This window comes from Halomonas sp. KO116, from assembly GCF_000734975.2.
GTDB classification, from domain to species: domain Bacteria; phylum Pseudomonadota; class Gammaproteobacteria; order Pseudomonadales; family Halomonadaceae; genus Vreelandella; species Vreelandella glaciei.
Genome location: NZ_CP011052.1, coordinates 3,052,631 through 3,066,207, shown reverse-complemented (window position 1 = coordinate 3,066,207; position 13,577 = coordinate 3,052,631). Strand labels below are relative to the sequence as shown.

Below are 13,577 nucleotides of genomic sequence, written 5' to 3'. Positions count from 1 at the left end.
CGCGGGTATCGCTCCTTTAGTCGTCGCTCAGGGACACTTCTTGCCCCTCTTCAAGCCGCTCATTACCGACGACGATCACGCGGTCTCCCGCTGATAGGCCATCATTGACGGCGACCTCTCCCTGGTAGCTACTGCCGATCTCAACCCGCTGTTCGAAAGCCTGCCAAGTATCATCGCTCTGGCGGGCTAGCCAAACGCTGACGCTGCCATCCGGGCGGCGAATGAGGGCATCCCGCGGCACGCTGGGTCCGCTTTCGCCGTTAAGCTGCAAACGGCCTTCCACCGCCATGCCCGGTAGCATTTCAAGGGGTGTTTCAGGTGCCGCTCGCAGCAGAAACTGCCTTGAGCTGGCATCGAGGGGAATACGCGCGAGGGTACGCGCCGGGTGCCATTGATCGCTGCCTTCTAAGCGTACCTCTAATTGAGAGCCCTCAAAGCGCTGGTAGGCAGAGAGCGGCACCGAGAAATCCAAGCGTAGAGACGCTAAATCGACCAAGGTAAGCAGGTTGTCACCGGGGTTGACCCACTCACCGATATTGCTCTCCCGGTGAGTGACCATGCCGTCAAAAGGGGCGCGTATTTGATGACGCTCCAACTGCAACTGGGCCAGCTCGTAGTCGGCTCGGCGCGCTTCAAGGGTGGCCTGGGCCGCCGCCAAAGCGCCTTCACGCTGACGGCGCTGGCTGGCGGCAAAGTTTTGCGCCGAAAGCTGGTTGGCTTCGCTCACTAAGCGTTGCGCTTCGTCGCGTTCGGCTTCGGCCTGGGCCAGATCCGCGCGGGCACGCTGGCTTTCCAGGCTAATATCGCGGGTATCCAGTGAGAGCAGCGGCTGGCCTTGAGTGACTGTGTCGCCCATCTCAACCGTTAGCTCACTGACCTGACCCGTTTCAGCGCTTGATAGCTGTGAGGTGCGTGGGGCGCTAACGCTGCCGGTCAACGGCAACATCTCTATCCGAGGAGAGTCCGCCACTACCTGCGTCTCAACACGGTTTTCCTGAGCGACCGCCATGGCCGCCAGGCTCAGTGTTAAAACAGCGCCTGCGCCTAGGCGAGTCAGGGAAGAAAATAGAGACAACAAGGCAGCTCCTGAAAAATAGGAAACCTCTGATTAACTATTGCGCTTGCCCATACGGCGTTAAAAATCACCTCAAAATGCTCATTTACAATTCGTAAACTCCGCTTTTTCGTTGATTTTTGCCTTGTCTGGCCTGCGCTCATTACGTTAATAAGAGGCTCCCTGCAGTCAATGAACAGCGTGACAGCTTTTTACACTGCACGCCGTTAGCTCCCTCAACGTTATACAAGGTTTAGTGTTTGTACAAATTTCAGCTGCGCTTTAGGGCAATGAGTAGCGCTTGCAAAGGGTGTTGCAGTACTTGATTCGAGTAGCGCTTCACCTGGCTGCGGCAGGAGTATCCAGTAGCCAGTAGCTTGCCTGCGTTTTCTTTGGCCTCCACCTGGGGCTGCCACGACTGGGCGTAGATAATTTTGGACGTAGCGGCATTGCGGGTTTCGTGGCCGTAGGTGCCCGACATGCCGCAGCAGCCGGTGGCCATCAACTCTAGCTCTAACCCAAAGGCCGCAAATACCTGGTGCCATGCTTTGGGGCTGCCTGGCGCGTTGGTTTTCTCGGTGCAGTGGGAGAGCAGCTTAAAGCCTGGGTCGGTTAGCTTAAGCGGGGTGGGCACCAGCGTATTGATGCGGGTTGCCAGCCACTCTTGCAGCATCAGCACCTCTGGCACGGCTTCATTACCTAGCGCTTTGACGTACTCCTGGCGATAGGTGAGAGTCATCGCCGGGTCGATGCCCACCAGGGGGATATCAAAGCGGGCCAGGGTGCGTAGCCGTTCGGCCTGCTTGGCGGCGGTGCGCTCGAAGGCGCCCAGAAAGCCCTGCACCTGGAGCGGTTTTCCGTTCGCCGAATAGGGCATCACGAACACGCGTAGATTGAGGCGCGAGAGTAGCTCTACCACGTCCATGACCAGCTTGGCTTCAAAGTGGGTGGTGAAGGCGTCTTGCACAATAATCACGCTGTTGGCGCGCTGCTGCTCGGTTAACAGGGCCAGCGAGAGCGGCGTTGCCTCGGCAACGCCCCAGGCCTTCAACTGCTTTTTTACACTGGCCCGTGAAAGCGCCGGAGAATCGCTCATGCCCAGCGTGCGGCGCATCAGTTGCTCTACCCAACGTTGGCCAATCACGGCGTTATACAGCGGCGCGGCTTTGGCCAGGGTGGGCAGCATAAACTCGGTGCCGCCAATCACGTAGTCACGAATCGGGCGCAGGTAGCGGCCGTGGTAGACCTCTAAAAACTGTGAACGAAACTGGGGGACGTTGACCTTAACCGGGCACTGCCCCGCGCAAGACTTACACGCCAGACACCCCGCCATGGCGTCATAAACTTCGTGGGAGTAGTCGTGGTGCTGCTTGCGGCTGAGCGTGTTCGCCACCCGCAGCGGAAAGCGTTTAATAAAGCCCCAGCCGCCTTCGGCTTTCTTCTTGCGCGACTCCTCAACGACATCAATCCCTGCCTGGGTCTGCAGGCGCAGCCATTCGCGGATCAGGCTGGCGCGGCCTTTGGGCGAGTGGCGACGATCCCGCGTTGCCTTCCACGAAGGGCACATGGGGTCGTCAAGGTCGTAGTTGTAGCAGGCGCCGTTACCGTTGCAGTACACTGCGGCGTCGTAGGCCTGCCAGGCACGCTCATCGATGGTGCGATCAAACTGGCCGCGCATGGGCACGCCATCGACCGTCAACAGATCGGGGTCGCTATCCTTGGCGATTAGCTCGCCGCTTTCGGCGGGCGAAGCGATCTTGCCAGGGTTGAGCTGGTTATAGGGGTCGAAGGCGGCTTTTACCCGCTGTAGGCTGGGATAGAGTTCACCAAAGAACTTAGGCGAATATTCGGAGCGCACGCCCTTACCGTGTTCGCCCCACAACAGGCCGTCATATTTCTGGGTCAGCGCCGCCACTTCATCGGACACCGCGCGAATCAGTTTTTCCTGTTCGGGATCCTTCATATCGATGGCGGGGCGCACGTGCAGTACACCAGCGTCTACATGGCCAAACATCCCGTAGGAGAGTCCTCGGGCGTCCAGCGCGGCGCGGAATTCGGCGATAAAATCGGCCAGATGCTCCGGCGGTACGGCGGTATCTTCCACAAACGGAATCGGCCGCTTCTCGCCCTGCACATTGCCGAGCAAACCCACCGAGCGTTTGCGCATGGCGTAAACTTTCTGGATCTGCCCACGCCCCTCGGCCAAGGTGTAGCCTAGGCGCTCTACGGTGGCGTCTTGGCTTAGGTGGTTGGTAAAGGCGCGCACCCGCTCGGCGAGGGCGCTCTCATCGTCGTCATTAAATTCGATCAGGTTAATGCCGCGAATCGGCGTCCTACCGGTTGCCGGGAAGAACTCTGCCACGCTGTCCCAGACGAAATCTTCCATCGCCAGTTGCAGCACGGTGTCGTCGATGGTCTCAATCGAGGTAGGCTGCGCGCTGGCAGTCATTAATGCTTTGGCATCCCGCAACGCATCCATAAAACTGGTATAGCGAACGTTGACCAGGGTGGAGTGTTTGGGGATCGGCAATACATTGAGGACGGCTTCGTTTAAAAAGCCCAGCGAGCCTTCCGAGCCGCACAGCAGGCTGTTGAGGTTGAGCTGCCCCTCGTCGTCGCGCAGGTGGGCCAAGTCGTAGCCGGTCAAGCAGCGGTTGAGCGGCGGGAATTTGGCTGCAATCAAGTCGCGCTGTTGGTCGATAATGTCGGCGGCGGTGGTATGCACGCGGCCCAGAATACCTTCCTGCTGGCGCTCAGCCTGCTCTTCGTCCGATGATAAAGCGCGGCTGTGCAGGTGCTTTCCACCGATCAGAATAGTATCGAGTTCCAACACATGGTCGCGGGTTTTACCGTATTCGCAGCTGCCCTGGCCGCTGGCGTCGGTGGAGATCATGCCGCCGATGGTGGCGCGGTTGGAGGTCGAAAGCTCCGGGGCGAAAAACAGTCCATGCGGTTTGAGCGCCGTGTTTAATTGATCCTTCACCACGCCCGCCTGAACGCGCACCCGCCGTGCTTCCACATCGATCTCTAGGATCTGATTCATATGCCGGGAGACATCCACCACGATGCCGTCGGTGAGCGACTGACCGTTGGTGCCGGTGCCGCCGCCTCTGGGTGTTAATACAATGCTGCGGTGAGTGGTTTGCGCGGCCAACCGGGTGAGGCGCTCTAGGTCTTCGGCATGCTTGGGGTAGACCGCCGCCTGGGGCAGGCGCTGGTAAATCGAGTTATCCGTCGCCAGCACCGTGCGGTTGGCATAGTCGGGGGCAATTTCGCCTTCAAAGCCACGTGTTTTAAGGGCTTGAAGAAAACGTACATACGAATTTCCCAAGCGTTCGAACGGGGCGGTACGGGTATCCAAGGATGCAATCATAGTTGAGCAAGCCGTCAGTGCCGGGGGCGCAAAAAAAGAAGACGGCTACTTTACCGCAGCGGCTGCCCGGCTGCATCTTACGGTAGCGCATTGCTCTGTAGCTTACCCCACACCTTACTCCACACCCAGGGCCTCTTTTACCAGCGCTAATGAGGCGTCCGACATGGGTAACGTTAGGGCCAGATCGTGGGCGCGGGGCGACATTTTGCGCCAGGTCATTTGCACAATACGCACCATATGGTCGTGCTCGATCTTGCGCGAAAAGTCGGCAAAGTAGTTCTCTAGAAATACCAGGCAGGCGCAATCTTCCAGCGCTTGCACATCGGGGTCTCGGCCCAGGCCTTTCTTGCCAATAATCGCTGCGGCGCGCTCGGCTTCTTTGTCACTGTAGCCTGCGTCGCGCATTAGCTGGGCGGTGGTATCGCCTGCGCGCTTGCCCTGGTCGCGCCGCCAGGTTAAGTAGCCTACGCGCCCTTCGGGGTACTCCTCACGCGGCACTAACCAGCGCTGTAAGTGCTGTGCGCGTACGGCTAAGCGCAGCACCTCATCGGGCGCGTCATGCACGCGGTCTAGCCAGTCGCTCATGCGCTGGGCATAGGCCAGTTCCTGAGGCATGGATGTGCCATCGGCAAGCGTCGTGGAGCGCGGGTCCTCGGCATGCAGGGCATTGATGGCGATGAGCGTTTGATCAAAGGCAGTAGTCATAGTGGCATTGCTCGGCTTCGAGTGATTAAGGACTAGGTTGCCGAGAAACTGCGTGAATCACAACTTTAGTATGGAAGGGGGAGCATGTGGCGCCTGTAGGCAATACAAATCTGGAAATTACATAACTAGAGACCTATTTCGGCAGGTCGTTTGAGCGATGGACTGGCATGTCGTCACTGCGTAGTGCTTTTACCTCTGCAAGAGTTAGGCCTGACGCAGTGGCAATTTGGTCATCAGTTAGCACATTCATCTCAATTAGTTTTTGGGCGACGTTCTCGCGGCCTTTTTCGATTCCGCGCAGCTCTGCGTCGTTGATAAACGAGACCTCATCACGTAGAGCGCGTTCACGGACAAAAGCGAGGCGGCGGGTTTCTTCATCGGCACTGAGCTGTTTGATACGGTTCATTGCCTTTTTAACAGGTTCGTGGGCAATATTAGCCATGGTCAATTCCTCCTGCCAGTGTTTGAAAAATGTTATCCATGCGGTGAGTGGGTCGGATGGAAGCCCTAGGCGATCGGCCTTACTAAGTTCGATCAAGTTCATCTGAAGAATGTTCCCGAGTGAAACATTGGGTTGGTATTCATCGCGCATTTCAAATCGCCATATGGCCTGTTGGAGTTGTTCCTCGGTGTCTGTGAACAGGTCAAAATCTAATAAATGCAGGCCTACCGAAGCCCGTAGTTCTCGATAATCCTCACCCATGTGGAGTTGAGAGCCAAGCATGCGGGTAAGATAAAACAATCCACGTTTGTGCCATGCGCCATAACGACGTACCTGTATCTCCACATTATAGCAGTGCCCCTCACCATCACGCGCTAGCACATCAAGAATGATATATTTGCCTGTTAGCTCGCTCGGCTCAATATTCGGGTTTAGAATCTCTACTGAGGCTATATCGGGCAGGTCTGGACGGAGATCGTTAATCAAATTGACAAGTAGCTCAGGTGCCTCGGCGAAAAGTCGTTTAAACACATAGTCGTTAGTGGGATCGAGTAGTTCAGCCATAAATTCACCTTAGTTGTTTGATAAAATTTGATTAGCACGCGTTATGCGATGCCACGAGAGTCTTTAGCCTAGCTAAAGTAGACCATTTTTCTATCCGCACGCCCCGAGCGGGGCGCGACTATAGCTCCTCAACGTTTTTGAAGCCGACTGTGAAGCTGCGGGCTGCATCATTAGTTTCAAGCAGGGCGGGTTGGGTCGCGGTACAGAGCACAATGCTGGCGTGATAATTCAGCGCGAGTTCATCCAGTGCGGCAACGCTTGGGCGCAGCAAGGGTAGTGGCATTGTCTGTGCTTCATCGAGAATCACCACGCTACGGGCAATATTATGTAATTTGCGGCAGCGTGATGTTTTAGCGGCAAATAGGCTTTCCAGGAACTGCACGGATGTTGTAACGACAATCGGTGCGTCCCAGTTCTCACTGTCGCGTCTGAATTTATCAAGACTATCCTTGTCGCCTTTTGACGCTTTTTCAGCATCGAAGGTGCTGTGGTGTTCGAGCACTGCTTCAGCGCCATATTGGCTCAGCGCCTTCCGAAACACGGCAGCGTTCTGTTCTACGATACTGGTGAAGGGGATAACATAAATAACGCGATCCATGCCATGGGTGATGGCGTGATCCAGGGCGAAGGCGAGGGAAGCGAGGGTTTTGCCACCGCCAGTGGGTACCGTGAGGCTGAAACAGCCGGGTCTCAGTCCCGCTTTGTTACGTACCTCACGCAGGATATGCTTACGTAATTGGTTAATGCCTTTTTCGGTGTCGAAGGTTTCCAAGTGTTGATTGAGCACATCTCGAAGCAGCGTTAGCGAAGCGCCGCCACCGCGTTGCCGTGCTAAGCCGTTTTCATGTTGGGCGTAGAAGGTTTCGGTATCGATATAGTCTGCATCAACTAAACATGAAAAAAGCATTCTGGTGAGAAACGCGAGTTGAAAGAAACCCCGTTCTGAACGTTGGGTAAACGTGCCAGGAGGACGTAGCTCCTGTGGAAGCGTAAGCGCATCTTGCCAAGCGTTATCTATTGCAGGAATATCCGCTTTAAGGCGTTCACTAAGCGGGGAGCGTTCGCCTGAATCACGGCCATTGGCAAGCCCTGCATGATGGCCCGCAACACACTAGGCCAGCAAGTCGCCGATTCCTCCTTTGAAGCGTTGTTTAGCGACAATAGCGCCTGCAGTGGAATGATCAACACGTTCTGGAGAGCCTTCCAGTCGCCGCTGAAAAGGCGCGCTGTATTTGCCTAAATCATGCAAAAGACCCGCTGTATATCCTGCATCTGCCATACCAAAGCGTTCAGCGCGTGTTGCCGCCATTTCGGCGACACACTGTAAGTGATCATCTAGGGTTTGCCAGGCTTGCTTGTCTGTTTCTGGGAGTGAGTGAGCGTAAAAGTGCGACGATTTAGGTGGCATTTGCATGGCTCAACATGATTAATTATTTAGTCACCTTAGCCTTAAAGTATCCCCTTTTTCTATAGCTAAATGTTTACACTGTATAAGCTATTGCTTAGCCCCTGAGGCCACCCATAGCCCCCCGCCACGCTTTTGCCTACAATAGCTCTTTTTATGCACGCGCATCAGCGCGTTGCTCTTATTGTTTTCAGGCCAAGGGACAGGATTCATGCTCGATCCGAAACTGCTGCGCGGTGATCTTGACACGGTTGCTCAACAACTGGCCCGCCGGGGCTTTGTGCTTGATAAAGCGGGACTACAGGCGCTGGAGTCGCGTCGTCGCGAGCTGCAAACGCAAACCGAGCAGCTGCAAAACGAGCGCAATATGCGCTCCAAGGCGATTGGTAAAGCCAAGGCCAACGGTGAAGATATTCAACCGCTGCTGGATGAAGTCAGCGATTTAGGCGATCACCTGGATAAAGCCAAGCGCGAGCTGGCCGACGTCCAGGAAGAGTGGGACGACGCTATCAGCGGTATTCCCAACTTACCCCACGAAAGCGTGCCGGAAGGTAAAAGCGAAGCTGATAACGTTGAGCTGCACCGCTGGGGCACGCCGCGGGCGTTTGATTTCGAGGTGCTGGATCACGTTGATCTAGGTAAAAAGTCGGGTTATCTCGATTTTGAGCTGGCGGCTAAAATCACCGGTGCCCGCTTTGCGGTCATGCGCGGGCCGATTGCGCGCCTGCACCGGGCATTGGCGCAGTTTATGCTGGATACCCAAACCGAACAGCACGGCTACGAAGAGTGCTACGTGCCGTATATGGTCAACCGTGATTCGCTGATGGGCACCGGCCAGCTGCCGAAGTTTGGCGAAGATCTGTTCAAGCTGGACGATGAGCGAGAATACCACCTGATACCCACTTCGGAAGTGCCGCTGACCAACTTTGTGCGCGATGAAATCGTTGAGTTGTCGGCATTGCCAATGAAGCTTACCGCGCATACGCCGTGTTTCCGCTCTGAAGCGGGCTCACACGGGCGCGATACTCGCGGCATGATCCGCCAGCATCAGTTCGATAAAGTCGAGATGGTGCAGATTGTGGAGCCGGAGAAAAGCTACGCAGCATTGGAAGAGATGCGCGGTCACGCCGAGGCGATTCTGCAGGCGTTGGAGTTGCCTTATCGCGTGGTAACGCTGTGTACCGGGGATATGGGCTTTGGGGCGACTAAAACCTACGATTTAGAAGTGTGGTTACCCAGCCAGGAGACGTACCGGGAGATCTCGTCGGTTTCTAACTGCGAGGATTTCCAGGCCCGGCGTATGCAGGCGCGGTATCGCCATCCAGATGCCAAAAAGCCGCAGTTGCTGCATACGCTGAATGGTTCAGGGCTGGCGGTAGGTCGTTGCCTGCTGGCGGTACTTGAAAACCACCAGCAGGCGGATGGCTCGGTAACTATTCCTGAGCCGCTACGTCGCTATCTGGGCGGCGTGGAGCGTCTGGCCCTTTAAGCGCCCACTCAACGCTAACCCCGGCATCAATACGAATGGTGCCGGGGCTGTAATCATTGGCGGCACCCGATTGGTTGGCAGCAGAATCGCTTTCTGCCCGCATTGTCATCATGCGTGGTTGGAAAATAGGCGATTGGGTCTCTTCAATGCGCTGCACATGGCCAAGTTCGGCATCTAAGCTGTCGGCCATCAAATTGGCCTTGTGCTGCGCTTTCTCTAGCGCTTTTACCAATGCTTCATCGGTGGCGGCATCACGGTCCTGTAGATCGAATTGCACGCCGTCCAGCGAGTTAACACCTGCGGCAATCAGTGCGTCTAACACTTCGCTTAACTGCTTAAGATCGGTAAGTTCGACGGTGATTGGGCGCTCCAGTCGCGTGCGCTGGAGTGTTTCATGCTCGCCGTCTTCGTTGCGCGGTCCTTGAATATGCTCAGGATAAACATTGAGCGAGCCAGCGTTAATGGCGGTGCGCTCAAGGCCCGTAGCTTCCATTTTTTCGATTAATTCGCTGGCGCGGATCTCTAAACGCTCGCGCGCATCACTAAGTGCGCTACTATCGCTCTCTTCCAAGGTGGAAAGGGCGGGAGTGTTTTCCCATAGCCGCGCATTTAGGGTGGCTTTGTCGGGTTCTACCTCAACCCACGACTGCGCTTGAACATGCAGGCTGGGTTGGGGCGGGGTTGATGGTGAAGCGTGAGCAAAAGGAACGCTAAGGAGTGTCAATAGAGCACCACCTAGTAGGCCATTACGTAAACGTTTAGAGCCTGGTGTTTGAAGGTTTGCCGGTATTGCTTTCATAAATGTTTTCCTTAGAGAACAGGCAGTCGCGCCGCCAAGTTAAACCCTGATTTTAAAAGCTGTTTTAATAAGTTAGGGCAGACTCAGCTTGGAAGCAAAGTGAGAGAGAAAGTTCAGTGCGGAAGAGTGGACGCAAAACAGTTACTTATTAATTGCATGGTTTGTGCAATATACCGAATGCAGCCATTATATATGGATAACAAGCTAGGGATGGACTATGTCGAACTTGTCGGACGAGGATTACCGCAGTATTCCACTCAATGCCACCTTGGCGCTCGCTGCGTTGGTAGTGATTATCGCTGGAATGAAAGCAGGCGCTGATTTATTAGTGCCACTTCTGCTGGCGATATTTATCGCTGTCGTGTGCACCTCACCGGTACAGTGGCTGCATCGCTGTGGTTTAAGCATGCGGATGTCGGCATTTCTGACCTTGATGGTATTACTGGCGTTTATATCGCTGATTGGCCTGCTGGTCGTTAATAGCTTTAGTACCTTTGTAACAGCGTTGCCGGAGATAGAGTCGCGGCTTTATGAGCAGTATTGGAACTTGCTTAATGCGCTCTCGTCACGGGGACTAGCCATCAATCCCGACCAGATCAACTCGCTGTTCGAAGGGGAAGATGAAGGCTCCTGGATGCCGGCGTTATTGGGTCAGCTCGGCAACCTCTTCATGCAAAGCATTATTGTTGGGCTGCTGGTCATCTTTATGCTGTTTGAAACGCTTAATGTACGCGACAAAGTCTCGCGTGCATTGGAGAATCCGGCCCCCAGCCTGAAACGCTTTAGTGAGTTCAGCTTAACGCTGAAGCGCTATCTAGCTGTAAAAACCATGATTAGCCTAGCTACCGGGGCGCTGGTATGGCTCTCTTGCATGATCGTAGGCGTGGATTTTCCGCTATTGTGGGGCGTGTTGGCCTTCGCACTCAACTTCATCCCTAATATTGGCTCCGCGTTGGCCGCGATACCTCCCGTGCTGTTACTGCTGGTCGCTCAAGATGGCGGTGCTTTTCAGGCGCTGCTACTTGCCTCCGCTTATTTAGTCATCAACTTTGTGCTCGGCAACCTGATTGAGCCGCGGGTAATGGGGCAGGCGCTGGGACTTTCCACTTTCGTAGCGTTTTTATCGCTGGTGGTTTGGGGGTGGATATTTGGTGCGGCGGGGATGCTGCTTTCTGTGGTGCTGACGATGACGCTGAAGATTGCCCTCGATAGTCATCCACAAACACGTTGGATCGCACGACTGTTAGGGCCTGGGAAGCGTCGCGTTAAAGATGGCCGGGCGAGTGATGCAAGTTTGCCGCCGTGGAAGCGCAGAAGCTAGGGTAGGGAGTACTGGCTAATGCTACCGCCGACAGAGTCGGCGGCTGTTAGAAGTGCTACACATTCATCAGGCGTTTTGTTCGATGAACTGCGTCAGTTGCGACTTAGATTGCGCGCCGACCAGTGAGGCGACTTTGGTGCCAGCTTTAAACAGCATCACGGTAGGTACACCGCGTACGCCTTGCTCGGCAGCAATTTCAGGTGCATCGTCAACATTGACACTAACGACTTTCAGGCTGTCCTGACGCTCTGCAGCTACTTCATCAACGACCGGGGCCATGACTTTGCATGGGCCACACCAGGGCGCCCAGAATTTCATTAGCACAGGCTGTTCAGCGTTGAGGACTTCTTGCTCAAAATTGGCGTTGGTGACATCAACATTATTAGCCATTTGCTTCTCCCGTTTGCGTTGCTCTTACTGTTTCGTTGCCTCAAATGGAGCAACGGTCATTACGCGATCAATTGGCGCTCGTTCACCGCGCCTCATCTCTATCACGATAAGCGTGGGCAGATGTTAGCGGGCGCGGAGGTTGCTGGCAAATTTCCCGTGTGGTGATTTATCTGAATAGCAGAAATTAATGGATGCTGGTAGGAAGATTTTTTTATAATATAAAAGTATTATTCATTTGTTTTTTATTCTATCTGGTGCTGTAAAGTGCGGCACCAGCGCCGCTTTCCATCAAACGCATCGTAGTAGCTGCGCAAGGATGTGTTTCAGGCGCGTCCTACATTGATCTGTTTAGAGAATAAATAAGGTGAGGATATGAAGCTACAACAGCTACGCTATATCTGGGAAGTCAATCGACATAACCTAAACGTCTCAGCCACAGCGCAAAGTCTATTTACCTCACAGCCAGGGATCTCCAAACAGATACGGTTGTTGGAAGATGAGCTTGGCGTCGAAATTTTTGCCCGCAGCGGGAAGCACCTGACGCGGGTTACGCCGGCCGGGCAGTCGATTATTGACCTGGCCGGGCAGGTTCTGCGCCTCACCGAAAACATCAAGCAGGTGGCCCAGGAGCATAGCGACGAGCGCCGCGGTAGCCTAGCCATTGCGACGACTCATACTCAAGCTCGCTACGCGCTGCCGCCCATTATCAGCGAATTTACTCTGAAATACCCTGATGTGGCGCTGCATATGCAGCAGGGTACGCCTAAGCAGATCGCGCAGATGGTCAGTGAAGGTCAGGCAGATTTCGCTATTGCGACCGAATCGCTAGAACTATTTACCGATTTAGTGCTGTTGCCGTGCTATCGCTGGAACCGCTGCGTATTGGTGCCTAAGGGGCATCCTTTGGCAACCCATAACGGCCCGCTGACCCTAGAGGCGCTCGCTGAACATCCGTTGGTGACCTATGTGTTTGGATTTACCGGCCGCTCGCAGTTAGACGATGCCTTTAAAGCCAAGGGCCTAACGCCCAATGTAGTGCTAACCGCCGCTGATGCTGACGTGATCAAAACCTACGTGCGGTTGGGCATGGGGGTTGGCATTGTGGCGCATATGGCCGTGGATGAAGCGCTTGATGATGATTTGGTAGCGCTCGATGCTAGCCACTTATTTGCTAGCTCCACGACCAAGATTGGTATTCGTCGTGGCACTTTTATGCGCGGCTATATGTATGATTTTTTAGAGCGTTTTGCGCCTCATTTAACCCGCGACCGGGTAGAGGAAGCGCTAATGGCAGGCCCGCGTCATGAACAGTCTCTATTCGATGATTTAGACCTGCCTGAGTATTAATCTGCTGTGTGAATCAGTGCTGTAAATGCAGCCCGCATTCGCGCTTCTCTTCCACTTTGGTGGGGTCAAAGTAGTCGAAGTTGTTGGGTAGGTTATGCGCCTGTAGGTACTGATACATATCTTTAGCGCTCCACTGTAGCAGCGGGGCCACTTTTAACAGGCCGTTGCTGTTGCGGCTAACCGCCTGCATTTTGGCGCGTTCGGGGGTGTCTTCAGCGCGTAGTGCGGTGAACCATACGTCGGGCTGCATTTCACGCAACGCACGCTCGAAGGGTTCGAGTTTAACTTCCTGAGTAAAGGCTGCATGGCGCGGGTCGTCAATGCCCGGCATGGGGCCGTCCAGCGCTTCGCGGTGGGCGCGGGTACGACGGGGCACAAAGCTGACGATATTGAGGTTGAGCTGTTTTATCACCTCGTCGGCGAATTGATAGGTCGCCTCGGTGTTGTAACCGCTGTCCATCCATACAATGGGTATATCCGGGCGTACCTGGCTTACCATGTGCAGAAGCACCGCCTCAAAAGGGCGAAAGTTGGTGGTGCAAATAGGCCGTGCGCCTTGCGCCAGCGCCCACTCAATCAAGCCTTGAGGGTTTTTGTTACCGTTGTTTGCAAATTCTTTATTGATCGCTTCAAGCTCTGAGGACATGCTGCCACCTGTTCGAGTGTAGATATGGTGACTAGGTTATCA

General features: G+C 54.8%; 12 protein-coding genes. 3 read left to right on the top strand and 9 right to left on the bottom strand.

Going from position 1 to position 13,577, the window contains the following annotated elements:
* Positions 1–16: 16 nt before the first annotated feature.
* The 6 genes from KO116_RS14195 to KO116_RS25830 form a co-directional block, all read right to left on the bottom strand.
* A complete protein-coding gene (locus tag KO116_RS14195; protein ID WP_035566662.1) occupies positions 17–1,075 on the bottom strand; it encodes an efflux RND transporter periplasmic adaptor subunit in 1,059 nt (352 codons plus the stop codon).
* A 250-nt stretch (positions 1,076–1,325) separates the two neighbouring features.
* On the bottom strand, positions 1,326–4,427 hold the full coding sequence (gene ydiJ / locus KO116_RS14190) for a D-2-hydroxyglutarate dehydrogenase YdiJ (protein WP_035566661.1): 3,102 nt from the start codon (positions 4,425–4,427) through the stop codon (positions 1,326–1,328).
* 114 nt (positions 4,428–4,541) lie between these two features.
* Positions 4,542–5,132 (bottom strand): DUF4202 domain-containing protein, encoded by a 591-nt coding sequence (locus KO116_RS14185; RefSeq protein WP_035566659.1) that lies wholly within the window; start codon positions 5,130–5,132, stop codon positions 4,542–4,544.
* A 133-nt stretch (positions 5,133–5,265) separates the two neighbouring features.
* Positions 5,266–6,138 (bottom strand): Rpn family recombination-promoting nuclease/putative transposase, encoded by an 873-nt coding sequence (locus tag KO116_RS14180; RefSeq protein ID WP_035566657.1) that lies wholly within the window; start codon positions 6,136–6,138, stop codon positions 5,266–5,268.
* A gap of 118 nt (positions 6,139–6,256) precedes the next feature.
* A complete protein-coding gene (locus KO116_RS25835) occupies positions 6,257–7,045 on the bottom strand; it encodes a CRISPR-associated helicase/endonuclease Cas3 (protein ID WP_235272396.1) in 789 nt (262 codons plus the stop codon).
* A gap of 204 nt (positions 7,046–7,249) precedes the next feature.
* Positions 7,250–7,546, bottom strand: coding sequence for a CRISPR-associated endonuclease Cas3'' (locus tag KO116_RS25830; protein WP_235272395.1), 297 nt, complete (start codon positions 7,544–7,546; stop codon positions 7,250–7,252).
* 208 nt (positions 7,547–7,754) lie between these two features.
* On the opposite strand from KO116_RS25830, the gene serS reads away from it, so the two are divergent.
* Positions 7,755–9,032, top strand: a complete 1,278-nt coding sequence (gene serS / locus KO116_RS14170; RefSeq protein WP_035566655.1) for a serine--tRNA ligase — start codon at positions 7,755–7,757, stop codon at positions 9,030–9,032.
* On the opposite strand, the gene KO116_RS14165 is transcribed toward serS, so the two are convergent.
* Positions 8,977–9,831 (bottom strand): SIMPL domain-containing protein, encoded by an 855-nt coding sequence (locus KO116_RS14165; protein ID WP_035566653.1) that lies wholly within the window; start codon positions 9,829–9,831, stop codon positions 8,977–8,979. The two genes, serS and KO116_RS14165, sit on opposite strands and share 56 nt — an antisense overlap.
* A gap of 217 nt (positions 9,832–10,048) precedes the next feature.
* Here KO116_RS14165 and KO116_RS14160 point away from each other — a divergent pair, with 217 nt between their 5' ends.
* Positions 10,049–11,152 carry an AI-2E family transporter gene (locus tag KO116_RS14160; RefSeq protein WP_035566651.1) on the top strand — a complete coding sequence of 368 codons (1,104 nt, stop codon included), beginning with the start codon at positions 10,049–10,051 and terminating at the stop codon, positions 11,150–11,152.
* 66 nt (positions 11,153–11,218) lie between these two features.
* Here KO116_RS14160 and trxA read toward each other — a convergent pair whose 3' ends face one another.
* Positions 11,219–11,542 carry a thioredoxin gene (gene trxA / locus KO116_RS14155; RefSeq protein ID WP_008959554.1) on the bottom strand — a complete coding sequence of 108 codons (324 nt, stop codon included), beginning with the start codon at positions 11,540–11,542 and terminating at the stop codon, positions 11,219–11,221.
* Between the two features lie 372 nt (positions 11,543–11,914).
* Here trxA and cysB point away from each other — a divergent pair, with 372 nt between their 5' ends.
* Positions 11,915–12,889, top strand: coding sequence for an HTH-type transcriptional regulator CysB (gene cysB / locus KO116_RS14150; protein WP_035566650.1), 975 nt, complete (start codon positions 11,915–11,917; stop codon positions 12,887–12,889).
* Positions 12,890–12,902: 13 nt separating this feature from the next.
* Here cysB and KO116_RS14145 read toward each other — a convergent pair whose 3' ends face one another.
* On the bottom strand, positions 12,903–13,535 hold the full coding sequence (locus KO116_RS14145; RefSeq protein ID WP_035566648.1) for a phosphoadenosine phosphosulfate reductase domain-containing protein: 633 nt from the start codon (positions 13,533–13,535) through the stop codon (positions 12,903–12,905).
* Between the last annotated feature and the right edge of the window lie 42 nt (positions 13,536–13,577).

What these genes read in the sequence shown, in the direction of transcription:
- ydiJ (WP_035566661.1), bottom strand. Translation starts at nt 4,427, where the DNA reads ATGATTGCATCCTTGGATACCCGTACCGCCCCGTTCGAACGCTTGGGA.
- KO116_RS14185 (WP_035566659.1), bottom strand. Translation starts at nt 5,132, where the DNA reads ATGACTACTGCCTTTGATCAAACGCTCATCGCCATCAATGCCCTGCAT.
- KO116_RS14180 (WP_035566657.1), bottom strand. Translation starts at nt 6,138, where the DNA reads ATGGCTGAACTACTCGATCCCACTAACGACTATGTGTTTAAACGACTT.
- KO116_RS25835 (WP_235272396.1), bottom strand. Translation starts at nt 7,045, where the DNA reads ATGCTTTTTTCATGTTTAGTTGATGCAGACTATATCGATACCGAAACC.
- KO116_RS25830 (WP_235272395.1), bottom strand. Translation starts at nt 7,546, where the DNA reads ATGCCACCTAAATCGTCGCACTTTTACGCTCACTCACTCCCAGAAACA.
- serS (WP_035566655.1), top strand. Translation starts at nt 7,755, where the DNA reads ATGCTCGATCCGAAACTGCTGCGCGGTGATCTTGACACGGTTGCTCAA.
- KO116_RS14165 (WP_035566653.1), bottom strand. Translation starts at nt 9,831, where the DNA reads ATGAAAGCAATACCGGCAAACCTTCAAACACCAGGCTCTAAACGTTTA.
- KO116_RS14160 (WP_035566651.1), top strand. Translation starts at nt 10,049, where the DNA reads ATGTCGAACTTGTCGGACGAGGATTACCGCAGTATTCCACTCAATGCC.
- trxA (WP_008959554.1), bottom strand. Translation starts at nt 11,542, where the DNA reads ATGGCTAATAATGTTGATGTCACCAACGCCAATTTTGAGCAAGAAGTC.
- cysB (WP_035566650.1), top strand. Translation starts at nt 11,915, where the DNA reads ATGAAGCTACAACAGCTACGCTATATCTGGGAAGTCAATCGACATAAC.
- KO116_RS14145 (WP_035566648.1), bottom strand. Translation starts at nt 13,535, where the DNA reads ATGTCCTCAGAGCTTGAAGCGATCAATAAAGAATTTGCAAACAACGGT.